Genomic DNA, 21,095 nt, shown 5'->3' on the forward strand with positions numbered 1-21,095 from the left:
TGGGGCGTAGAAGTCTCCTATCGTCGTTTGGCCCTGTGGCTCTCGTCCGTGTCAGAGACCTGAGGACTATCATCTCTCCGAATTCCGATCGCCATGCCAATGCCCGGAAGGAAGTATTCAGCGGGTCTTGGCTAACCGCCTTCAACTGGAGCCTTTCACCATGTCCGACATATCATCCACACGCACGACGGACACCATCGTCCACTTCTCCGCCCCTTTCGCGCTTCCCGATCTTGTTGGCGAGATGCATCCGGCAGGCGACTACAAGATCGAGCAGGATGAGGAGCCGATCGAAGGCCTGTCGTGGCTTGCCTACCGCCGCGTCGCGACCTACATTCATCTGCCGTCGATTGCAGAGGGGAACCGCTTGAGCAGGATCGTCCGGATCGAGCCGATGGCCCTCGCTGATCTCTTGGCAGCTGCGAACGCGACGCCGGACGGACTTGCCTCATAATTCCGGCGACAGTTCATTGTGAACCTTGCGCACGCCGTTGGTTCTCAGTGTAATCTCCTCAGCCCGTGACACCTCCGCTTTCAAATGCACCCATCCGGCCAGCGTGATGTCGCGGCCGCGCGCGGTGACGAAGATATAGCTGGGGTCGAGATCGCCGGCATGGGCGAGCGCGCTGTAGACGGCCGATTCAAGATCGCCCTGGTCGGGACAGCGGGTCGCCACGCGGCCCGCGACACTGAGATGTTTTCTGTCGACTGACATGGGTTCGTCTCCTGCACGGCATTGCCGGGTGTAAAAGTCTACCGGCGGATATGCTGCGCCGTCAGGGTGTATCGGTCTTTGCCGCCGCGGCCGTAGGCATGGGTGGCGGCTTCCAGAATGATCTCGCGCGCCATGTCGAAGGCTCTCAGGCACTCGTCCTCGGAGCGGCCGGGCTGGCTCGCGGTCCGCAAGGCGTTAGCTTCGACTAAAAACCGCACCTCGAACATGCCGTCATAACCGGAGAAGCGGACCGCATTCCGGCTCTCATCAAAACTACGGCTTTTATTGGGAAAGGTCAGTGTCACGCATTCTCTCCCGGAGGGTCAGTAATGCCCAATCCATTCGGACTGTAGCAAGAACATGCTGTTGGGGACGGAGTAGCCGGTCTCGCCTAAGACGCGGCAGGGCTGGTCAAACTGCCGGTGTGCTACGGATGCAGAAACACCATCATCCTCCTGCGGGGCGCCTGAATTCCGCAAACGGCTGCAGCTTCGCAGTTCCGCTCCTATAGAAATATGGGGCGCGGCATTCGAATTGCAATGTAGGCCGGGTGGCTAGCCGTCTGCGCTTGAGGCGGTGACTATGGTTCCCGCTATTAAGCGCGCTTACCTAAGCTTAATTCTGTAGGAATCGCTGAAGGCGATGATCTCCTCGGGCTTGGCCGTCGCCGACATGCTGCAGATGATTGCATCGAACTTGCCGGCGATAAGCCTCGGGATCTGACGCTCTGCGTCTGCAGGTCCGTCCCAGGCGTTCAGTCGTTGCTTTCCGAAAGGCAAAAAAGTGCAGGCTGATATCATCAGCCATTTTGAGAGCGAGGGAGGCGCCGGACAGTGGACTTCGGCTGATCTTTAATCGCTCATGCAGGCACCACTGCGAAGCTGGTACGGACGATTGCAGTCCCAGCCGTTGCCCGCCGAGTTAAGATGTGCGTTTTCGGGAAGCTTGACCTGCAGGCATTGATTGCTCCTCGTCTGGAAGCCTCGGTCGCATTTCCATTTTTGCCCGTAGGGCGTGTCGACGAAGATGGCATTCTCCGGAACCTGGACGGCGACACACGCCTGATCCTTCTTTTCAAAGCCTCTATCGCACCTCCACTCATTTCCGCCGGTTGTCAGATAGGCGTGGGCGGGGAGTTCGAGCTTGAGGCATGCTTGTTGTGTCGCGCGATAACCTCTTTCGCATTCCCAGCCGGATCCTGTGGTGGTATCGGACAGGAATGCTTTCTCCGGGACCTTAATAAGGTCGCAACCCACATTGGTTTGACGGTATCCACGCAGGCATCTCCAGCGGTCGCCGGAAGATGGGTCGAGATATGCATTGGTCGGAATTTGGACGGCGAGGCACCGATCCCCCTTCTCGAGAAAGCCGTAATGGCAATCCCAGCCATTGCCAAAGGAGGAGTTCGTCAGGAACGCGTTGTCGGGAAGCTGCACCTCGAAGCAGGTGTCATCCTGCCTTCGAAAACCACCGTTGCATGTCCAGCCGGAGCCGTAGCGGCTTGCCTGAGCATTTTCAGGCACCGGCCTTGCGGTCTGGCCGAACGCCGAGGAGCTGAGTCCCGATGCAGTTTGCAGGAGGACGGTCATCGTGAGGGCCAGCGCTCTGTAATATGATTGGCGCATGAGTTGTCTCCAAAGGCCTGCATCTGCGATCTCCAGATCCGAGATACAACGCTGATGGTTAAAGAGGGAAGACAGATACGGTGCGAAGCTACCAGAGCCTTACTTTTTCTCGGGAGCTTTCTCAGGAAAAATGGGCGTCGGACGTATCTCACGACCGACAAGTGACGAGCCATGAAGCTGCCGTCTCTTGCGAACCATCGGAAAGGCCCGATGGACTTCCCGATTGCATGGATTGTGCCTGCTTTCGCCGTTGGCGTTCAGGAGCATTTTCTGAAAATAAAGCAGGAAGCAGGCATGTGAGGATCGGGACGTCATCGCGTCCTCCTCTTGTCGGGGCTAGGGCGCGCGCATGTCCCTCAGGCGGCAGCGCCCTGACCAGTTGCCGCCGACATCGCACTCTGGGCTTCATTTCCGCCTTTGGCAAGCAAGGTTTGCTATTCATGTGGTGCCTTGAAAGAGGCTGATCAAACCCTTACATAAACTGCACGTTTTCAGCCGTTCGGCTACCTGATCCTCCCGGCTGCGTCGGTTGCTTGGCAAACCCTGATTTTGCGAACGTTGCGAATTTCGCCATACTGGCTGGAGCGGTTTGTTTCGGATGTGTTCGTCCGGCAGGATTCCTCAGCAGATAAGTTCTCCGGAGGCGAGAGATACGCCAAGATGCAGCAGCGTCTGCTGAACGGTTGGCCTGACTTCTTTTTTTCGTTGATGCCGCAGACAGGACGGTGATGATCAACTGTCCTCGACAATCGCTCCAATCGTGAGGATCAGTTATGACCGTTTTCGACTATAGTGCCGGCGCGGGGCTTTACCCGTGCAAGACAATCAAGAGAAAAAGCAGCCTCGCTTACAAAAGGTTCGATTCCGTCGCCGAAGCTCTTCGCTTTGCGATCGAGGACATGCCGGCCTCTCTCCTTCGCGGATCCGTGCTCGAAGTCGAGGAGGCGCGCTTCGATGGTTTGCAGATGCGCAAACTCTATGAAGCCGAGGCATATCCGCTGACGCGCCGGAAGTCGTGAGGCGGTGGTGCCAATCCGACTGTTTGGCCGCTGTCTCTGGATCCTTCGAGCGCAGCAGAGGGACCGTAGGCGACAATTTCCGATATTTCTACCAGTGCCAGGCTAACTGCGAAAACAATCACGCCGACACCGCCCAGACCAGAGGCTTGAAGCTCGCCAAAGGAAGGCGACCTGTTTCCACGGGACGCGAATAAATGGACGCATTGCGATGCCTCCATCATCGATGCCAGAGCGACCGATTCGGGGAGCGGCCGCAAAAGGTCAAGTTTATGACGTCGGCGACCTTAGACTCATTGTTGGAGCGCGGACTGCTGCGCAGTCTCGATTCGGACGGGGGGACACAAGGAGCAGCACGGTATCACCATGGCCGGTAAGATGTGGCTGCCTCCCGGCCGAATACTAAAATGGCTCCCCAGACGCATCCCGTTTGCCAGCTGCTTGCCAAAATACCATAATTGCGCCACCTAAATCACCCATCGACAAAGCAGCATAAGAATCGGATCCACGCTGAATGCGCATAGCCTACGTTTTTCTTGGTGCATTTCTTGCAATTGCGCCGTCCGCATATGCTGAAGTTGCACCGCCGCCTGTTTTGAAGCCGCTGGAGCGGCAGGCGGATGCGGCTTTGTTGAGCGCGCAGTTTCTGTCGCGCTACAGCTACAAGCCGGGGGCACTCGATGACGCCTTGTCGGCGCGGGTGATGGATGGCTTCATCAAGTCGCTGGATCCGGACCGCATGCTGTTCCTGCAGGCCGATATCGACAAGTTCATGGCGGACCGCAGCAAGATCGACGATGCGATCGAGCGGAAGGATCTGAAGATCCCGTTTGCGATCTTCAATGCCTATGAGCAGCGCGTTGCCGATCGCATGACTTATGCGCGCAGCCTGCTGAAGCAGGGTTTCGATTTCAGCGTTAGGGAAGAGTATGCGGTGCTGCGCGAGAAGGCGCCGTGGCCGCAGTCGGAAGCCGAGAGCAATGAGCTTTGGCGCAAGCGCGTCAAGAGCGACTGGCTGCGGCTGAAGCTCGGCGGCAAGACCGATGCCGCCATTCGCGAAACGCTCGACAAGCGTTATGAAAACACGCTCGAACGCTCCTACAAGTTCAAGAGCGACGATGTTTTCCAGTCGTTCATGGATGCCTATTCGAACGCGGTCGATCCGCACACGGATTATTTCGGCGCGGCCGCCTCGGCCGATTTCAATGTCTCGATGAAGCTTTCGCTGTTCGGCATCGGCGCGGTGCTGCAGGAGCGCGACGATTACACGACGATCCGTGAGCTCGTGCCCGGCGGGCCGGCGCAGCTCTCCGGCAAGCTTGCCGTCGGCGACCGCATCACCGGCGTCGGCCAGGGCAAGGACGGGCCGATCAAGGAAGTGGTGGGCACGCGCCTCGACGAGGTCGTGCAGATGATCCGCGGCAAGAAGGGCACCGTCGTGCGCCTGGATATCCTGCCGGCCGATGCCGGCGCCGATGCCACGCATCGCGTCGTCAGCCTGGTGCGCGACAAGATCAGCCTCGACAAGCAGGCCGCCAGGAAGACGGTGCTGTCGGTCAAGGTGGGCGACGCCACGCGCAAGATCGGCATCATCACCCTGCCGGTCTTCTATGAGGATTTCGACGCCAAGAACAAAGGCGACAAGGATTATAAGAGCGCCAGCCGCGACGTCGCCAAACTTCTCGAAGAGCTGAGCCAGGAGAATGTCGACGGCGTTCTCCTCGATCTGCGCAACAATGGCGGCGGCTCGCTCGACGAGGCGATCGATCTCACCGGCCTCTTCATCGGCAAGGGCCCGGTCGTCCAGCAGCGCGCCAGCAACGGCAAGATCGCGGTGAAGAGCGCGGATTTTTCAGCCCCCGCCTGGACGGGCCCGATGGGGGTCCTGATCAACCGCGGCTCGGCCTCGGCGTCGGAAATCTTTGCCGCGGCCATCCAGGATTACGGGCGCGGCGTCATCATCGGCGAACCGAGCTTCGGCAAGGGCACGGTGCAGACGGTCGTCGATCTCGACGAGGTGGTTCACAACAGCAAGCCGGAGCTCGGCGAGCTGAAGGTGACGATCTCCCAGTTCTTCCGGGTCAATGGCGGCACGACGCAGCTGCGCGGCGTCACCCCCGATATCAGCCTGCCTGGGCTCTCTGATCCCAGCAACTTCGGCGAGACGAGTTATGACAATGCCCTGCCCTGGGCTGAGATCAAGCCGGCGAAATATACGCCGGAAGGCGATATCACCGCCTTGCTGCCGGCTCTGCAAAGCCGCCATGAGGCGCGGGTCAAGAGCGATCCGGATTTCCAGCGGCTGATCGAGGATATTGCCGAGCTGAAGGCGCAGCGCGAAAAAGGCGTCGTGTCGCTGAACGAAGCCGAACGGCGCAAGGAGGCGGCGGCCCGCGAGAAGCGGTTCAAGGACCGGGCCGAGGCGAGCGACGGCGAGGATCCCACAGGCGATGATGGCCTGCAGTCGGACGAGCGCAGCCTGAGCGCCGATATCGCCATGGAAAACGCCCGCAAGAAGGCCAAGGACGTCCTGCTCGACGAGGCGGCCGCCATTGTTGGCGACGAGGCGGATTTGCAGCAGGGCGGCGTCAACGCAGCGACGACACAATCGGGAAAGACCAAGGGAAACTAGGGGCCTGCGCCGCGCGAACGAGGGGTAGCGTAACGGCGATATCTTGACGGTGCTTGTAAAGATGGTGTCGTTACGCTATCTGTAAAGCTCCAGACAGGAGTTTCCCGTGCCCGCCTCGTCTACAAACAAAAATTCAGAGGCAAGCGTGCCGCTGAATATGCGCATCAAGCCCGCGACCCGCAATTTGATCGACCGCGCCGCCGAGCTGCTTGGCAAGACACGCACGGATTTCATGCTGGAGGCTTCGGAGCGGCGCGCCGAGGAGGTGTTGCTCGACCGGACCGTATTCACGGTCAGCCCCGAGATCTATGCCGAATATCTTGCCCGCCTTGATGCGCCGGCTGAGCCCAATGAGCGTCTGAAACGGACCATGTCCATCAAAGCGCCATGGGATGAAGCGTGACTTTCAGCCCGCCGGCGCCGTTGGCCGATCATCACGAGCTGGCCGAATTCAGTTCCGGCGTGGCTGAACTGGATGAGTGGCTGCGTCGCCGCGCCCGCGCCAATCAGGCAGGCGGCGCGTCGCGCACCTTCGTCGTCTGCCGGGGAAACCGGGTCATCGCCTATTACGCGCTCGCCTCCGGGGCGGTGCGGCAGCCGGAAGCGCCTGGCCGTTTTCGGCGGAACATGCCCGATCCGGTTCCGGTTGCGGTGCTCGGCCGCCTCGCCATCGATCAATCCCACCAGGGGCGCGGCATCGGCAGGGCATTGGTGCGCGATGCGGGTTTGCGCCTGCTCAACGCCGCAGAAATCCTCGGAATCCGCGGTCTGCTGGTGCATGCGATTTCCGACGACGCGCGAGCCTTCTATGAGGCGGTCGGCCTCCTGCCCTCGCCATCCGATCCCATGATTCTGATGGTTGGGCTGCATGATCTCAATGGCGCGCTGCGCTGAAGCCGGTCGCGGCGCTATTTGTTGACGTTTCCGTAATCACGGGTGGCGCCTTCGCTTGCCGCAACCGGCCCTTTCCTCGTAAGATTTCTGCGCCATGTCATGCCAGGACAACCAGACAGGGTACGGTATGGACGCGCGTGTCGAACAGCTTCTCAACCTTTCCGCACAAACCGAAACGCTGATTGCGGTCTATGACGGCGATGATCGGCTGCAATATGCCAACAGCGCCTTTCGTTCGGCCTATTTCATCGAGCCGGATGAGACGCCGCTCTGGCCGGATCTCATGCGGCGCAATTTCGAGCTGAACCGGGGCACGGTCCTTCGGACCGATGATTTCGAGGCGTGGCTGCGCTCGACCCAGTCGCGCCGCGGAAAGATCGGCTATCGCGCCTTCGAGACCGATCTCACCGACGGCCGCTGGCTGTGGATGACCGAGGCCGTGCAGAGTAACGGCTGGATGCTGTGCATCGCCAGCGACATCACCCGGTTGAGAGCGCAGGGCAGGACAGTCCGGCAGGATCGCGATCAGGCGATCAAGGCGTCCTACACCGACGAACTCACCGGGGTCGCCAACCGCCGCTTCGTCATGGCCCGCGTCGACGACATGCTGGCCGCCGCCCGGACCGGCGGCAGCGGCTGCCTCGCCGTCTTCGACATCGACAATTTCAAGCGCATCAACGATCGGCTCGGCCACCACGCCGGCGACCTCGTCCTGCGCGATTTCGCCCATCGCATTCATCAGAATGTTCGGCGCAACGACTGTTTCGGCCGGGTCGGCGACGAGGAATTCCTGCTCGTCATGCCGGCAACCGGCCCGGAAGACGCCTTGGTCATGGTCGAGCGCATGCTGACGGTGATCCGCTTCTCGCGGCCACTCGTTGACTCGCCTGACTTCAGCTACACCTGCTCCGCCGGCATCGCCGCCTGTCTCCCGTCGGACAGCGTCTCGGATCTCTATCGGCGCGCCGACGAGGCGCTCTATGCCGCCAAGATGAGCGGCCGCGATAGGGTGCGCGCGGCGTAGTGTGTCGGGGTATAACGCTCTACTCCCCCGGCTTGTTGCCCGCGTTTTTCTGCTCTAAAGCCTTGATCCTTGCGTCAAGGTGGTCGAGATCGCTTTGCATCGGGACCTTTTTTTGGGATTTAGGGAACGTGATTTTTCCGGTGTCATCGAGATCCGCTGGAATTTTGTAGTCGGAAGGCACAGGAGTGACACCTGCTACCGTGTCATAGATGATAACGCCACCTACGCCTTTTTTCTGGCCAATCCATACCTCGAGGGTAGCGGACGAGTTTACCGGGAGGTTTTCGATTTTGTTACCCGTTTTGGTGTCCTCGCAGGGAGTATTGCTAAGCCAATCTTTCACCGTGATCGCTGCGTAGGTATTCGCAAAGTAAACGCCAACTCTATATGCCATAATTGCCCTCCCGTTGCTGTAGAATCGGAGCTAGTCGTTATTGAGGCGACCATTGCGATGCGCCATCCTTAGGGTAATGGCGTAGGAACTAGGAGATCTCTTACCAGGCAACTGCGAATCCAGAATGAGGCTCCTTGCGTCGCCAAAGGCCGTTGAGATTTCGAGGATTTGTTCAGATGCGGTGATCCGCCACATTTTGTAACCCGCAACTTTGTCGAAGCCGCACCCCGCTGCCTCCTCGGCAATCGGACCTGTAATAATAAAAATGCGAGTTGAATCCAGTCTGTAGCAGTGGCCGTCGAAAGCGTAGCCATAAGCAAGCACTGTGTAGGCGGTCACTATTCCGGCATCCAGCTTTATTTGCAGGTCTCCTTCATCTACGAGCCCGACGTCCAGATGGGCGACGCCGTTGGCGTCGTTCAAATCTATGCCGTAGAGTATGATCTCATCCGCGATATAGCGGGGTCCAGGCGGTGCTGGAATGCCGTCGTCTGTCATCGATGCCTCCCGTTGGTTAAAGAATGCCGCGCCACCTCATGCAATAGTCAAGCTGGTCGAGATAGGAGATCCCGCGCCCGCGGCTCGCCGCCTCGAGGAAGGCCAGGGCCGCCGCTTCAAAGGTCAGGCTGTTGGGGTCGAGGTATTTCCAGGAGAGAATGAGCGCTTCGCCGATGATGTCGCGCGCCTCCTGCAGCGCGGCTTTGGCGGCAAAATGCATCAGCTCGTAGGATGCTCTGTCGCCGCGCAGTCCTTCTTCCATCAGGGCCGGCGCCATCTGCTGGCGCAGGTCGCTGAACTGCCTCGGATCGATAGTAGACAGTCCGCGCTCGAACAGCAGCGACTGATGGACCTCGATGAGGCAGTCGAAGAGGCCGGCTGCAAAGGGTTTCGACCGGTCGTGCACTTCCTGGCTGACATCGCCGATGCGAAGCGAATTGTTGAGTGATCTGACCTGCTTCTCGTCACTGAGCTCGGCAAATTTGTCGAGTTCGTTGTGCAGCAGCAGATTGCCGCCGGTGCGGCGCAGCAGCCGGTCGAGCGCCGTGTCGAAGTGCAGCAGTCCGAGCAGCGAGATGAAATCGGCGATGGTTTCATGATAGGCAAAGAAATCGCAGCTCGATCCGTCGCTTTCGAGGATGCCGAGTTCGCTGAGCAGAATGAGGTGACCCATTTCGTGGGCGACCGCATCGAAATTCAGCGCGAAATAGGATGCCCGGCCGTGCTCCTCGCTTTCGCCGAGTTCGAGAAAGCCGAAGCCGGATTGGGCATTTTGCCAATGCGGGATGCAGGGAACGATTTCCAGCCGTTCCAGCGTCGGCTGGAAGAACCAGACGATCGAGCGGCCGAGATAGCTCTCGCAGATGTCGAGGACGCGGCGGGTGCAGGCATAGCTATGGGTCGCAAGGAAGCCCGGTGCGCCCGGCCCGATGTGATCAAAATGGCCGTCGGGGCCGGGCTCGGCCGGCGGCTGCAGCAGGCCGGGATAGGGTGGAATATAAGGCGCGGCATAGGGCGATTTTGCCTCGAGCGGATTTGCCACATAGATGCGGGCGTCGGACGGCCCCGCAAGGATCGGCCCTGCCGAAGGTCCGATCCACACCACTTCGGGTTTTTCGTAGCCGGGAATGAAGGATGGCTGGGGAAAGACAAGGAAACGTGTCCCAAGCGGCCGCTCTGCAGCTGCCCCTTGTCCTGCGCCCTCGTTATGCGTGATGGCATCCAATGCTGCCCCCACCGCTCGTTGCCCAACGTCAAGCGATCGTCGACTATACCAGTACTACGTGCCTTTCGACAAGACGGTACCGAGCATGTTGTAGTATTCCATGTCGTTGGCGAATGATTCCGTAAGTTCAAACTCGCGATGAATGGGTTTATTCGGACTGCTGATATTTTGCTTGGCCAGATATGTGAGCAGATTTACCGCATCGGTCCTTTTCTGGTTTGCAGCCCCAATTTTCAGCCAAGCCTTTAGTGCTTGAAGCGCGCCGGCCGGGGCATGGTTGTTTTCGGCCGCCGTCAGAAGCCTGGCGAATGATCGTTCGCTGAAGTGAAGCGCGCGCGCCAGCGTTTCGAGATCGCATCGCAGGCGTCTGTCGATGACGCCGGCGCGTTCGGCTCCTTTGAGCGTCAGCCTGATGTCGATGAGGGCGTCGCCCAATGCGCGTGATCCGAGTGCGGCGGGCGCCATCGGCACCGTCACGTCGGCATCGTCGGCGAGCGGGTGCCTCCCGTACCAGCGGTAGATCAGTCCATGGCCGATCATGCCCTCAGGCGCGAGTTCGGCCGCCCGCAGCGCGCCGATGCTGGCGGCGCCGTAGATGCGCACGCCGCGGGTCATCGCCCAGAGGATTTCCTGGTGGCGGACCGCCGGAAGCTCTCCGAAGACGCCGTCGATCAGCACGATCGCCGCGGGCGTATATTCGGCCACGGCCCGCACGACATCCGCGCAGCCGACGGGAGGACGATAGACCGCATCCAGATAGGTCCGGGCTTGCGTCTCGGAGAGGGTCGGGCCGAGAAAAACCACGATGTCATCGCGCAAGATCGGCCTCCGGATTGGTTTCCAGCGGCGGCGCAACGACGCGTACGACGTGAAGTGGGACGCGATCATCGGAATGAAGAACGACAAGAGCGGCCGCATGCGCGCCCGCCAGCTTCAGCGCCTCGATGACCGGCCGTAGGGACCGGTCGCCGGCGTCGGAACCGGGGGCATAGGAGCGGCCGCCTTTTGCGAGTTGTTCGCGCCACGCGGCCAGTTCGCTCACGTCGGCATGGCCGTAAAGCTCCGTCCTGATATCGTCGCGCGCCGCAGAGATGACGCCGAGGCGGGACTGGCAGGCTTCCAGCAATGCGCTTGTCAGCGCCGTATCATGGCTGAAATCGCAGCCGAAGCCTTCCGCCGGCAAAGGCGCAAAGGGGGCTTGGCTCGCATCTTCCATGACGTGACACCAATAGACCGGCAACGCGTGCGGCGCCGGGATCTGCCAGATTCCGACGACAAAACCTGTTTGGGCGAGCCGCTGCATGATGTAGCCGGCGCTTCCCGATTGCACCGACCGGCTATCGATCTGGAAGCGGTCGAAGAAATGCGGCGTCTTCATCGCCGTGCAGCGCGCCTGCCGTTCCAGAATTTCCAGGCAGGCATGCAGGACGGCGCCTTGCAGGCTCGTGCCGGCGGCGAGGCCCGTCGTGTCGCGGGCGATCCAATGGGGATGCGGCGACGGGACGAGATAGGCGGTATCGACGAGGGCAAGCGGAACCGCCATTTGCCCCCCCGAAAGGAGATCGAGCCCGTCAATCCAGGAGAGAATCTCCTCGTCGCGGCCGATGCCGAGATGCGACCAGTCTCCCCGGGAGTTCATGTCGCGCAGGCTTGCCATGAAGGTACGCTCCGGCTCAATCCGCTCCGAGGCCCAGCCTTCCAGCGACTCCATCAGGCCCGAGATCGCCGCCAGGGGAAAGGTCAGCCCCTTGCCCTGGCTGACGGTGACGGAGCGTGAGCGCGGCCGCACGACCTGGACGACCGGGACGCCGATCCGGTCGAGCCCGGTGATCGAACCAAGCCGGGTGATGCCGTATTCCGCTTTGCGCGCGAGGATATGCTGCACCGTCTGCCCGGGATCGGGAGGCGAGGGGGGCTCGGTATCAGCGAGGATATCGGCGATGTTATCGAGCATCCCTATGTCCATCGCATCCCTCTATCTCGAGCCAAGCAGTCCATCCAGGCTGCTCTTTGCCCTTTCGGCCAGCCAGGCGGCCTTTTGTCCCTCGGCAATCTGGATCGCGCGCGTGAGGTCTCTTCTGATTGATGACGGCGCACCGTTGAGATCGCCCTTCAGTTTGGCGCTGAGGCGATAGAGTTCGCCGAGCCAGAACCACTGGCCGCTGCTGCGCCCGACATTGATGGCATTCTGGACGATTGCCAGCGCTTCGGCAGGCTTGCCGAGCCGCTGCAGCACCTGCGCATGCATGTCGCTGTGCATGGAAAAATTATCGTCGGTGCCCAATTGCTGCTGCAGCAGCAGACCGGCCTCGAAGCGCGCCTCGCCGCGTCCCGCGTGTGAGCTCATCAGCTCAGCCCAGCCGCAATACATATTGGCTCGCGCCTGGCTTGCCGCCAGCCCGTGCCGCTCGGCGAGCGACAGCATCCGTTCGCCCAGCGCGTGGACCTCGGCATATCGGCTCTGGCAGCGGGCAAGCACCATGGCGTAGTAGAGCGCATGCACCATGCTCCCGGCGTGATCGGTCGCCGTCCCCCATTCCAGGCATTCTCGGATCGCATCCTCGCTGGCGCCGGTTTCGTTGAGCAGCAGGTAGGAGAGGGCGCTCTCGCCCAGCCCGCAGACCTTTGCGTCATGTCCGCCGAAGAAGGCGCGATTGCGCACCGCGCTGTCGGCCTCGTAAAGATCGAGGCCCTTGGCGACACAATCGAGACAGAAGGCGTGCTCGCCGGCATGGAAGCTCGTCGCCCAGCCGCAATGATAGGACTGCAGCCTCGTCTCCCGATCCTCGACCGCCTGCATGTCGCCGACGACAACCCGCGCGCGCGACTGCTGCGTCAGAATATTCGGCGCCGTGAACCACCATCCCCAATAGACCGGGAAGTGTTTCATCCGAACGGCCGGCGGCTGTTTCTTCAGGAGCTGCATGGCGCGGGAATAGACCCGGCGGGCGCTCTGCGAACCCTCGCCCTCGAGGGCTGCCGCCACGACGCCTCGCAGTTCGAACAGGCTCAAGGCGAGCTCGGTGCGGTCGGGATGGCGCCGCGACAGGCTGTCGATCTCCCGCCCGCAGAGCTCCAGCGAGACATTTGCCTCGCGCATGGCGGAGCGAAGCACGCAGGCTTCCGCCGCCGCCAGGGCAAATCGGGCGGCTGCATCATGCAGGCCCGCCTCGGCACATTGCCAGGCGGCGATCGCTGACGGCAGGCTCGGCTTCGCCTCGCCGATCAGGCGATCGGCGATCCGCCTGTGGATGCGACGCCGGTCGCTCCTCAATAGGCTGCCATAGGCCGCCTCCTGCGCCAGCACGTGCCGGAATTGAAAGGAGCCATGCGTGACGGAAGAGGGCTCGATGATGCCCTGAGCGAGAAGCCGCTCGATGTCGGTCTCGACCTTCTGGCGGCTCACGCCCTCGAGAAGGTAGGTTAGCAGCGAAATGCTGAATTCGCGGCCGATGACGCTGGCAAATTGCGCCGCCCGCCGCGCCGAACCGGTCGCTGCCAGTCGGGCGGACAGCAGATCATTGAGCGAGGAGACGCCGCCTTCCCGCAGCAGCCCTTTCCACTCGGACAGCGACTTGCCGAGCGGCTGCCGTTCACGCAGGAAATTGGTCAGCTCTTCGGCGTAAAGCGGCATGCCATCGCATTGATCGAGAACGAAATCCGACAGGCCGGGCGGGGGATGCTCGCGCCAGATCGAGGCGACGAGATCGCGAACAGCAGCAGCGGTCAGGCCCGACAGCTCGATCTCGGTTGCGAGCGCGAGGGATCGTCTGATCCGCGATGTCTGCACGATGAGCAGCGGCAGCCCGACCGCCAGCGCCCCCAGCCGGTCGATCAGCTCCAGCGTCATGTCGTCGGCCCAGTGCACATCCTCGAAAATGAGCAGCGTCGGAACGTCGGGCGCTTTGCATGTCAGCACGCCGGCGGCCGCTTCGATGACCTTGCGCCGGAAGGCGCGCCCGGCCAGATCGGAGACACGAATATTGCGCGACGGCGCCGCAGATTGGTCGGCGGTGAATGCGAGGATCGTCTCGACCGCGGCTGCGTCCACCTCTCGGCCGGATGCCTGAAGCGCCCGCATGAAGGCGCTGATGTTGCCATCCTTCAGAACCGAAGCGTCGCCGACGAGCCGCTCGAGAAACGAAACGAACGGATGCAGCGGCTGGCTCTCCAGCCGCCTGCCGCACTGAAAGACCACGGCCTCATGCTGGGTTGCCTGCAGATTTCGAGCGAATTCGCCGACCAGCCGGGATTTGCCGATACCCGCCTCGCCGACCACGGCGATCAGGCTGCCCTTGCTCTCGAGCGCCGAATTCCAGGCGCTCGCAAGAGCGGCAAGCTCTCTTTCCCTGCCGCGAATAGGCCGGTCCGGCTCCGCAGATGGCGCCGGTTCCCCGGCCGCAGGATCACGCTCCTGCGGGCGCCAGAGCCCGATCGGCTCGACAAAGCCTTTCAGCCTCGCCTCCCGCAACAGGGCGTAATCAAATTTGTGCCGTGTCAGCTGAACGGTGGAATCGGCGACAAGCACTGAATTGGGCTCGGCCTCGGCTTGCAGGCGCGCCGCCAGAACCGGCGCCGCGCCGACGATCTCGTCACCTTCTGTCGAGAAGACGACAAGGCCGGTGGCAACGCCGATCCTCAGCCGGAAGGGCGTGCGCGCCTTGCCCTTGGCCCCGGCCGCCGCGATGCGCAGCAGCTCCAGCGAGGCCCGCACCGCGCTTTCGGCGGCATCTTCGGATTGCTCGGGATAGCCGAAGAAGCAGCATCCGCCATCGCCGAGCCGCTGATGAAGAAATCCGCCGTGTTTCCGGATGATCGTTTCGGCGCTCTGATGTAACGCCGAAACCGATCGGAAGAATTTCTCCGGTTCGCTGCGCAGCAAAAGCTCCGTCGAACCGACAATGTCATAGAATAGGGCCGTGACCTGTCGCCGCTCACCTGTAAACCGAATTCGTGCGTCGAGGGTTTTCATAGCGGGGCGCCCAACACCACTGAAGCCGTGTTCAGGACATCCGATTTAATGCCTGCATGCAAGCTTTTCGTGCGGTGATGCTAATATATTCTGCTATTCGCTTGCGGTTCAGGCAGTCTCCGCCATGACAGTACGTCCGCCTGTTCCGCGGGCCATTGCTATCCCGCCAAGCAGATTGCGAAGGTCGGCCGCGATTTTGTTGGCGACGACGCCGAGCGCCAGGCCACCTGATATTGCCAGCAGATGAAAGAGGGGAACCGGCAGCACGGCCGCTGTCTGCGGCATCAGCTGGTCTCGCGCGTCGCCAGCATCTCCTCGTGGAGGCCGGCATAGTCGATCTTGCCGGAGGCAAGCCTCGGGAGCTCTCGTCGCACACTGACGGCGACCAGGCTCGCCGGAAGATGGCTCGCCTCGACGAGCATTCCGAGCGCCCGATCGGCGGAAGCGGCATCTGTCACATAGGCCTGCAGACCGTGATCGTCACCGACAACGGCAGTCGCGATTCCCTCCTCGGCCAGAACCTGTTCCATGATGTCGAAGCCGATCCGGAGCCCGGCGACCTTGGCGAAACGGCTCTTGCGGCCAACAATCCGGAAGAAACCGTCCTCGTCGCGCATGGCGATATCGCCGGTCTTCAATGCCGCGACCTCGGCGCCGCGCTGAAGATCGGCGCGCTCGGCGCCGTAGCCCATCATCACGTTCGGGCCGGCATAGACGAGCTCTCCGGCAACGTCAGGTCGGTCGAGCGGATGCCCGTCATCGCCGACGAGGCTGAGGCTGCCGCCGGGAATGGCGATGCCGATCCGCTCCTCATTGTCGGCCAGGCTTTCCGGCGGCACGAAGGCGATGCGGGCGGCCGCCTCGGTCTGGCCGTACATGACGAAGAAGCGGCCGCCGTTTGCGCGCATATGGTCGCGGTAGAGGCGGATAAGTTCGGGCGCCAGCCGCCCGCCGGCCACTGTCATGAAGCGCAGCGCCTTCAGCTCGTGGCTTCGGAAGCGCGTCCTTTCCATCAGCTCATAGGAATAGGGCACGCCCGAAAGATTGGTGCAGCCGCTTTCGTCGAGCAGTCTTGCAAAATCCTCGCTCACCACGGAGACGCCTGGAATGAAGATGCTGCCGCCGGCAACGAGGTGGGAATGGAGGACGGAGAGGCCGTAGGAATAGTGAAGCGGCAGGACGAGCGCGGTTCTGTCGGCAGGGGAGAGTTCGAGATAACCGGCAATCGCGCGCGCATTGGCGTCAAGATTGGCATAGGAAAGACGCACGGCTTTCGCGAGCCCGGAACTGCCTGAGGTCATCAGCAGCAATGCGAGATCCGGATGCAGCGGCGCGTCGCGTTGCCCGGGCCGGCTTTCCCGGACGAGCCGCCAGCGGCCGCCGGCGGGGCGGTAGGTGAAATCAGGCCGAAAGGCAGCCAGAAACTCTTGCCACAGCCTGTCATCGCAGGGCGGCAGCATCGCCACTGCATGGCCGGCGCGCAGCGCGCCGAGATAGGCGACGATCACATGTTCCGAAACGTCAGCCGAAATCGCCACAAGCCGCTTATCCCCGCGTCCCAGCCGCTCGGCAAAACGCAGCGTCCGGGCATTGACGTCGCCGTAGGAGAGCGTCCGTCCGTCGGCGAAGATAAGGGCCGGGCGCTGATCGGCGCGAGCGATTTCAGGAAACAGGTCGGCGGGGGTCATGCTCGCGCTTCGAATGGCAGAAACTGGCCGAAGCGCGTATAATCCCTGATAATCGCAGTCAAGTAATTTACGGCTACATAGCCCATGGGGCCTTTTGGCTCCCCGAGGCGGATTCCCGACCGGCGCTACTTGCCTATGCTGGCAAGCAATTCGTCGAGCTGCTCCAATTGCTCCGGCAATGCGACCGCCGAGCCCTGCAGCGCTTCCTCAAGCGCCTCCTTGGACGGATAGACTTCGTGGAAGGTCAGGAGTGTCCTCCCGCTCTGGTCCTCGAAGGTCACCGTCGTGATCGCGCCCTCTTCACCTTCGTCGTTGGTCCAGACGATGCGCTGGTTCGGCACCACCTCGAGATACTTGCCATAGAAGGCCATGGTGTCCGAACCGCCGGCGCCGAATTCCAGCCGATATTTGCCGCCGGTGCGGACGTCCATCTCGCACGATACGAGCGAAATGCCGGGCACCGATTTCGGCACCCACCAGCGCTGGAACAGCTCGGGCTGGCTCCACGCCCTGTAAACCGTGCCCGGCGGCGCATCGAATGTCCTGGTTACCAGGAGTTCGCGATCCCCTCTGCGCTCGACCGATGTGCGGTACTGCGCGCCACCTGCACCGTTAACCTGCTCAGTCATGGCTTCCCTCCTGTTGCATCTCGCTGATGATTTCGTCCAATGCTTCGAAGCGGGCCTCGAAGAGCTTGCGATGCGCCTCGATCCACTCGGCCTCCGCCTTGAGGCCGCGTTTCCCGAGCTTGCAGGTTCTCACCCGCCCGACCTTCTGCGTGACGACGAGCCCCGCCCGCTCGAGAACCTGGACGTGCTTCTTCATGCCGGTCAGCGTCATCTGGAACGTGTCCGCGAGACTGGTGATCGACGCGTCCCCCCGCCCAAGCTGATCGATGATCCCGCGGCGGGTCGCATCGGACAGCGCCGCAAACGAGAGATCGAGGGGAGGACTTACATACTGAACCATCTGGTTCAGTATGTATCCTGTTCGCGCGGGAAACGCAAGCGTTTCGAGCCGTCTGCGGTGATCATTTGAGGCCGCCATGGGCCAGCCCTGCCACGAGATAGCGCTGCAGGAAGAGCGCCACCAGATAGACCGGTGCGATGCCGGCGAGCGAGGCGGCTGCCATTTGGCCGAAATTGACCAGCCGATCCCCCTGGAAAAGCGAGATGCCGACAGGAAGCGTGCGCGTCTCATCGGAAAAGGTGAAGGCGGAGGCAAACAGGAACTCGTTATAGGCGAGGACCGAGACGATGATCAGCGTCGCCACGATGCCCGGTACAATGATCGGTACGACGATATGGACGAGGATCCGAAGAGGGCCGGCTCCGTCGAGTGCCGCCGCCTGTTCGATCTCCAGCGGCATGCGCCGGATAAACGGCGTGAGAAGCCAGAAGGCGACGGGGATATTGGCAAAGCCGTAGAGCGTCACCAGGCCGGCATGGGTGTTGAGGAGCCCGGTTGCCTTGAGAAGATAGAACAGCGGAATGAGAGCCACGATCGGCGGCGCCATGTAGCTCGACAGAGTGAGATCACCCAGCCACTTGCCGCCGATGCCGAGCCGCAGCACGGCGTAGGCGGCCGGCAGGGTAAGCAGCAAAGTCATGGCACTGGCGAGCAGCGAGACGGCAACGGAGTTGGCGATGAACCCTGAGAGATGGGCGGCCTCGAAAGCGGCCGGCCAATTGTCGAGCGTCGGGCTCGTCGGCAGGAAACGGCCGCTCAGCACGTCGTCCTTGGTCTTGAAGGACACCGACACGAGATAGGCGATCGGCAGGGTGAAGAAGACGAAGATCGGTGCGATCGCGGCAATGAGCGGGATATCGGAACGCCTGATCTTCATGCGTCTTTCCTCTCGAGATGCTGGTGGATGCGGATGACCGGCCAGAGCACTGCGCCAATCACCAGACTGTAGATCAGGGTCTCGGCAGCGGCGCGGGCGACATCGAACTGTTCCAATGCGCGGCGATAGATGGAGAAGCCGGTCGTCGTGGTGGCAAAGCCCGGACCGCCGAACGTCAGGACATAGACGAGGTCGAAGACCTTGAAGGAGAGGATGAGCTTCAGGAGATAGATCGAGGAGAGCGGCGCCGCCACGAGCGGAAGCGTGATGTGCCAGAAGCGTTGCAGAGGTGACGCTCCATCGATGATCGAAGCCTCGTGGACGCCTTCGGGAATGGTCGAAAGGGCGGCGAAGCTGAGGATGACGACGAAGGGCGTCCATTGCCAGACATCGGCGACCGCGATGGCGAACCAGGCAAAGACCGGATCGCCGAGGAAGCTCACGGGTGCGTCGACAATGCCAAAGTTCAGGAGGAGACCGTTCAGGAGCCCTCCGGCCGGCGCGAGGATCAACTTCCATGCGACTCCGACCATCACCGGCGGCGTCATCAGCGGCAGCAGGATCAGGCTTACCAGGAACCGTCCGGCCTTCAGGAGCCGGGTGAAGAGCAAGGCGATCAGGAAGCCGACAACCAGTTGGATGCTCGCCGTGACGAAAGCATAGGCGATGCTCTTAGTCACAGAGGTCACAAACAGCGGATCCTGGAGGACCTCCCGCACATGCTGCAATCCGACAAAGCTGCGGAAGGGTTTGCCGAGCGTGCTCTTGCTGAGCGCAAGGGCCACCAGGAAGAGTGTGGGGTAGACCAGGGTCGCGGCGAGCCCGAGCAGGATCGGAGAGATCCACAGCCAGCGGACGAGCCGGTGTGCCGAAATGCCGTGATCGGCCGTCGCTGAGGCGGCCCGTCGTCGAGCGAGGGGAAAATCGATCGCAGTCATGTCATCGCGCCTGTGGTCTTCATTGTTCTTCTCTCGAAAGGCGTGCCCCGCTCTGCCGCGAGGCACGCCTTCGGGTCCCATAGTCCACGTCGGCCAAGTGGGCCGGGGCTCAATAATCAGCCATTGGCTTCAATGATGTTCGTCCAGGCCTTATGGGCATCGGCGATCGCCTGTTCGGCACTCTTGGTCCCGGCAAGGGCCAGCGCGAGTTCATCGGTCAGCGCGTTTTCCAGCTTTGGGGCATAGACGGCGGTCGGCCAGGCGAGGCTGTTTTCCAGTGCACCGTCTGCCAGCAGCGGCTGGACGAGCGGCTGAAAGGCCTTGAACTTCTCCGAGTTGAGGCCGGAGTGACGGTCGGGATCGATGCCGGAGCCGGTCAGCGTGAGCAGCTGTTCGTGGTAGTCCCTGCTGGTCGCGAGCTTGATCAGTTCCCAGGCGACGTCCTTGTTCTTCGAGCCGCTGGTGATTGCGAAGCCGAAGCCGGCGTTGAAGGCAAGACGCGGCGTCTTGTTGGCTCCGCCGACGGGAATACGGGTGACGCCCCACTTGTCCACGATCTTCGAGCCCTTGGGATCCTGGGCATAACCGCCGAGGTCGGTCCAGAAGTCGATCTGGGCGGCCCTGCCGCTGAGGAAGGCGGGCAGACCTTCCTCGAAGCGCGTCTCGAGCGGCGTCGGCAATGAATGCGGTGCGGATGCGAGCAGCGACTTCAGCGCTTCCACGGCTTCGGTGCTGTCGAGGGCCGAGGTGCCGTCTGCCTTCAGGAAGTTGCCGCCGAAACCGGTGAGGCGGTTGGCATAGGTCGACAGGATGATGACAGGGATCTTCGCGCCGAGGACCGCAGCACCGTAGATCCCGTTCCTGGATTCCGCCTCGGTGATGACCTTGGCGTTTTCGGTGTATTCGTCCCAGGTCGTTGGCGGCTTGAGACCGTAACGATCGAACAGTTCCTTGTTGTAGAACAGAAGGTGGCTGTCGCCATCATAAGGCAGGCCATAGCGACGGCCGTCATGCAGCGTGTACTGGTCATAGATCGTCTGGATGAAGTCGTCAGGCTGGATTTCCGCCTTGTCTTTCTCGATCAGGTCGGTCACGTCCTCGATCACGCCGTCCTCGGCGAGCTGGCCCTTGTAGGTATAGAAATAGTCGATGACGTCGAATTCTCCGGCCCCGGACTGAAAGTCGAGGGTCGCCTTGACACTGACCTGGTCGTAGGGAACGGCGGTCACGTTGACCTTCGCACCCGTCAGCTTTTCGAAATCCTCGGCGATCTTCTTGCCCGTGACGACATGCGGCTGAATGATCAGGAGATTGAGGGTGCGGCCGGCGAACCGATTGTCCGCGGCCAGGGCGGAGGAGAAGACGCCCGATGAGAGAAGAGGGAGCGCTCCTGATGCCAGCATGGTCTTCAAGACCGTGCGGCGGCGATAGGCTTGGTCGATGATGGGGTTGGACATGAATTGATCCTCGGTTGCGACGGCGCCGGCCGCAGGAATGACCACGGAGCAATATTCCGTGTGGCAGCTGCGCCGGCCGTGTTGAGATCATTCGACAGATAACTCCTGCCGTTAACCAACAGGAATTTAAAGTACACAAAATTTATAGAATTTATTTCCAAGTTCGTCGAC

Annotated in this window: 22 protein-coding genes and 1 pseudogene; 7 read left to right on the forward strand and 16 right to left on the reverse strand. The window is 61.6% G+C overall.

Annotated features, from left to right (window positions below; genetic code table 11):
* Positions 1-160 precede the first annotated feature (160 nt).
* Positions 161-454 carry a hypothetical protein gene (locus N2597_RS29190; RefSeq protein ID WP_183597951.1) on the forward strand — a complete coding sequence of 98 codons (294 nt, stop codon included), beginning with the start codon at positions 161-163 and terminating at the stop codon, positions 452-454.
* Here the strand turns inward: N2597_RS29190 and N2597_RS29195 are convergent.
* The 3 genes from N2597_RS29195 to N2597_RS29210 form a co-directional block, all read right to left on the reverse strand.
* A complete protein-coding gene (locus N2597_RS29195) occupies positions 449-715 on the reverse strand; it encodes a BON domain-containing protein (protein ID WP_009992481.1) in 267 nt (88 codons plus the stop codon). The two genes, N2597_RS29190 and N2597_RS29195, sit on opposite strands and share 6 nt — an antisense overlap.
* A 38-nt stretch (positions 716-753) precedes the next feature.
* Positions 754-1,020 carry a DUF1488 family protein gene (locus N2597_RS29200; RefSeq protein ID WP_183597953.1) on the reverse strand — a complete coding sequence of 89 codons (267 nt, stop codon included), beginning with the start codon at positions 1,018-1,020 and terminating at the stop codon, positions 754-756.
* 546 nt (positions 1,021-1,566) lie between these two features.
* Positions 1,567-2,340 carry a hypothetical protein gene (locus N2597_RS29210; protein WP_106795698.1) on the reverse strand — a complete coding sequence of 258 codons (774 nt, stop codon included), beginning with the start codon at positions 2,338-2,340 and terminating at the stop codon, positions 1,567-1,569.
* 773 nt (positions 2,341-3,113) lie between these two features.
* On the opposite strand from N2597_RS29210, the gene N2597_RS29215 reads away from it, so the two are divergent.
* The 6 genes and pseudogenes from N2597_RS29215 (at position 3,114) to N2597_RS29240 (ending at position 7,906) form a co-directional block, all read left to right on the forward strand.
* Complete coding sequence (locus N2597_RS29215) at positions 3,114-3,359, forward strand: hypothetical protein (RefSeq protein ID WP_096769658.1); 246 nt, start codon at positions 3,114-3,116, stop codon at positions 3,357-3,359.
* A 146-nt stretch (positions 3,360-3,505) separates the two neighbouring features.
* Positions 3,506-3,743, forward strand: a pseudogene (locus N2597_RS29220) (hypothetical protein); the annotation flags it as partial.
* Between the two features lie 127 nt (positions 3,744-3,870).
* Positions 3,871-5,988, forward strand: a complete 2,118-nt coding sequence (locus tag N2597_RS29225; RefSeq protein ID WP_183597955.1) for a carboxy terminal-processing peptidase — start codon at positions 3,871-3,873, stop codon at positions 5,986-5,988.
* Positions 5,989-6,094: 106 nt separating this feature from the next.
* Complete coding sequence (locus N2597_RS29230; RefSeq protein ID WP_106795700.1) at positions 6,095-6,391, forward strand: type II toxin-antitoxin system TacA family antitoxin; 297 nt, start codon at positions 6,095-6,097, stop codon at positions 6,389-6,391.
* Positions 6,388-6,882, forward strand: a complete 495-nt coding sequence (locus tag N2597_RS29235; protein WP_183597957.1) for a GNAT family N-acetyltransferase — start codon at positions 6,388-6,390, stop codon at positions 6,880-6,882. The genes N2597_RS29230 and N2597_RS29235 overlap by 4 nt, the downstream gene beginning before the upstream one ends.
* Positions 6,883-7,009: 127 nt before the next feature.
* Positions 7,010-7,906 carry a sensor domain-containing diguanylate cyclase gene (locus N2597_RS29240; RefSeq protein ID WP_183597959.1) on the forward strand — a complete coding sequence of 299 codons (897 nt, stop codon included), beginning with the start codon at positions 7,010-7,012 and terminating at the stop codon, positions 7,904-7,906.
* Between the two features lie 19 nt (positions 7,907-7,925).
* On the opposite strand, the gene N2597_RS29245 is transcribed toward N2597_RS29240, so the two are convergent.
* The 13 genes from N2597_RS29245 to N2597_RS29305 form a co-directional block, all read right to left on the reverse strand.
* Positions 7,926-8,300, reverse strand: a complete 375-nt coding sequence (locus N2597_RS29245) for a hypothetical protein (protein WP_106795703.1) — start codon at positions 8,298-8,300, stop codon at positions 7,926-7,928.
* 30 nt (positions 8,301-8,330) lie between these two features.
* Positions 8,331-8,798, reverse strand: coding sequence for a hypothetical protein (locus tag N2597_RS29250; RefSeq protein WP_106795704.1), 468 nt, complete (start codon positions 8,796-8,798; stop codon positions 8,331-8,333).
* A gap of 16 nt (positions 8,799-8,814) precedes the next feature.
* A complete protein-coding gene (locus tag N2597_RS29255; RefSeq protein WP_183597961.1) occupies positions 8,815-10,035 on the reverse strand; it encodes a gluzincin family metallopeptidase in 1,221 nt (406 codons plus the stop codon).
* A gap of 42 nt (positions 10,036-10,077) precedes the next feature.
* Positions 10,078-10,842, reverse strand: coding sequence for a TfuA-like protein (locus N2597_RS29260; protein ID WP_077989748.1), 765 nt, complete (start codon positions 10,840-10,842; stop codon positions 10,078-10,080).
* Entirely contained in the window at positions 10,832-11,989 is a 1,158-nt protein-coding gene (locus N2597_RS29265; protein ID WP_077989747.1) for a YcaO-like family protein, read from the reverse strand. Before N2597_RS29265 ends, N2597_RS29260 begins: the two co-directional genes overlap by 11 nt.
* A gap of 9 nt (positions 11,990-11,998) precedes the next feature.
* A complete protein-coding gene (locus tag N2597_RS29270; protein ID WP_077989746.1) occupies positions 11,999-14,995 on the reverse strand; it encodes an ATP-binding protein in 2,997 nt (998 codons plus the stop codon).
* Positions 14,996-15,103: 108 nt separating this feature from the next.
* Positions 15,104-15,280 (reverse strand): hypothetical protein, encoded by a 177-nt coding sequence (locus N2597_RS29275; protein ID WP_183597963.1) that lies wholly within the window; start codon positions 15,278-15,280, stop codon positions 15,104-15,106.
* Complete coding sequence (locus tag N2597_RS29280) at positions 15,280-16,683, reverse strand: AMP-binding protein (protein ID WP_225881400.1); 1,404 nt, start codon at positions 16,681-16,683, stop codon at positions 15,280-15,282. The genes N2597_RS29275 and N2597_RS29280 overlap by 1 nt, the downstream gene beginning before the upstream one ends.
* A gap of 125 nt (positions 16,684-16,808) precedes the next feature.
* Positions 16,809-17,312 (reverse strand): SRPBCC family protein, encoded by a 504-nt coding sequence (locus N2597_RS29285; RefSeq protein WP_106795709.1) that lies wholly within the window; start codon positions 17,310-17,312, stop codon positions 16,809-16,811.
* Entirely contained in the window at positions 17,305-17,652 is a 348-nt protein-coding gene (locus tag N2597_RS29290; protein WP_183597965.1) for an ArsR/SmtB family transcription factor, read from the reverse strand. Before N2597_RS29290 ends, N2597_RS29285 begins: the two co-directional genes overlap by 8 nt.
* A gap of 61 nt (positions 17,653-17,713) precedes the next feature.
* Positions 17,714-18,529, reverse strand: a complete 816-nt coding sequence (locus N2597_RS29295; protein ID WP_077989744.1) for a carbohydrate ABC transporter permease — start codon at positions 18,527-18,529, stop codon at positions 17,714-17,716.
* Positions 18,526-19,467 carry a carbohydrate ABC transporter permease gene (locus N2597_RS29300; RefSeq protein WP_179363832.1) on the reverse strand — a complete coding sequence of 314 codons (942 nt, stop codon included), beginning with the start codon at positions 19,465-19,467 and terminating at the stop codon, positions 18,526-18,528. The genes N2597_RS29295 and N2597_RS29300 overlap by 4 nt, the downstream gene beginning before the upstream one ends.
* A gap of 116 nt (positions 19,468-19,583) precedes the next feature.
* Positions 19,584-20,924 (reverse strand): ABC transporter substrate-binding protein, encoded by a 1,341-nt coding sequence (locus N2597_RS29305; RefSeq protein WP_096762946.1) that lies wholly within the window; start codon positions 20,922-20,924, stop codon positions 19,584-19,586.
* Positions 20,925-21,095 lie beyond the last annotated feature (171 nt).

It is taken from the genome of Rhizobium sophoriradicis (assembly GCF_025200795.1).
GTDB lineage: Bacteria > Pseudomonadota > Alphaproteobacteria > Rhizobiales > Rhizobiaceae > Rhizobium > Rhizobium sophoriradicis.

What these genes read in the sequence shown, in the direction of transcription:
- N2597_RS29190 (WP_183597951.1), top strand. Translation starts at nt 161, where the DNA reads ATGTCCGACATATCATCCACACGCACGACGGACACCATCGTCCACTTC.
- N2597_RS29195 (WP_009992481.1), bottom strand. Translation starts at nt 715, where the DNA reads ATGTCAGTCGACAGAAAACATCTCAGTGTCGCGGGCCGCGTGGCGACC.
- N2597_RS29210 (WP_106795698.1), bottom strand. Translation starts at nt 2,340, where the DNA reads ATGCGCCAATCATATTACAGAGCGCTGGCCCTCACGATGACCGTCCTC.
- N2597_RS29215 (WP_096769658.1), top strand. Translation starts at nt 3,114, where the DNA reads ATGACCGTTTTCGACTATAGTGCCGGCGCGGGGCTTTACCCGTGCAAG.
- N2597_RS29225 (WP_183597955.1), top strand. Translation starts at nt 3,871, where the DNA reads ATGCGCATAGCCTACGTTTTTCTTGGTGCATTTCTTGCAATTGCGCCG.
- N2597_RS29240 (WP_183597959.1), top strand. Translation starts at nt 7,010, where the DNA reads ATGGACGCGCGTGTCGAACAGCTTCTCAACCTTTCCGCACAAACCGAA.
- N2597_RS29245 (WP_106795703.1), bottom strand. Translation starts at nt 8,300, where the DNA reads ATGGCATATAGAGTTGGCGTTTACTTTGCGAATACCTACGCAGCGATC.
- N2597_RS29250 (WP_106795704.1), bottom strand. Translation starts at nt 8,798, where the DNA reads ATGACAGACGACGGCATTCCAGCACCGCCTGGACCCCGCTATATCGCG.
- N2597_RS29265 (WP_077989747.1), bottom strand. Translation starts at nt 11,989, where the DNA reads ATGGACATAGGGATGCTCGATAACATCGCCGATATCCTCGCTGATACC.
- N2597_RS29270 (WP_077989746.1), bottom strand. Translation starts at nt 14,995, where the DNA reads ATGAAAACCCTCGACGCACGAATTCGGTTTACAGGTGAGCGGCGACAG.
- N2597_RS29275 (WP_183597963.1), bottom strand. Translation starts at nt 15,280, where the DNA reads ATGCCGCAGACAGCGGCCGTGCTGCCGGTTCCCCTCTTTCATCTGCTG.
- N2597_RS29280 (WP_225881400.1), bottom strand. Translation starts at nt 16,683, where the DNA reads ATGACCCCCGCCGACCTGTTTCCTGAAATCGCTCGCGCCGATCAGCGC.
- N2597_RS29285 (WP_106795709.1), bottom strand. Translation starts at nt 17,312, where the DNA reads ATGACTGAGCAGGTTAACGGTGCAGGTGGCGCGCAGTACCGCACATCG.
- N2597_RS29290 (WP_183597965.1), bottom strand. Translation starts at nt 17,652, where the DNA reads ATGGTTCAGTATGTAAGTCCTCCCCTCGATCTCTCGTTTGCGGCGCTG.
- N2597_RS29295 (WP_077989744.1), bottom strand. Translation starts at nt 18,529, where the DNA reads ATGAAGATCAGGCGTTCCGATATCCCGCTCATTGCCGCGATCGCACCG.
- N2597_RS29300 (WP_179363832.1), bottom strand. Translation starts at nt 19,467, where the DNA reads ATGACTGCGATCGATTTTCCCCTCGCTCGACGACGGGCCGCCTCAGCG.
- N2597_RS29305 (WP_096762946.1), bottom strand. Translation starts at nt 20,924, where the DNA reads ATGTCCAACCCCATCATCGACCAAGCCTATCGCCGCCGCACGGTCTTG.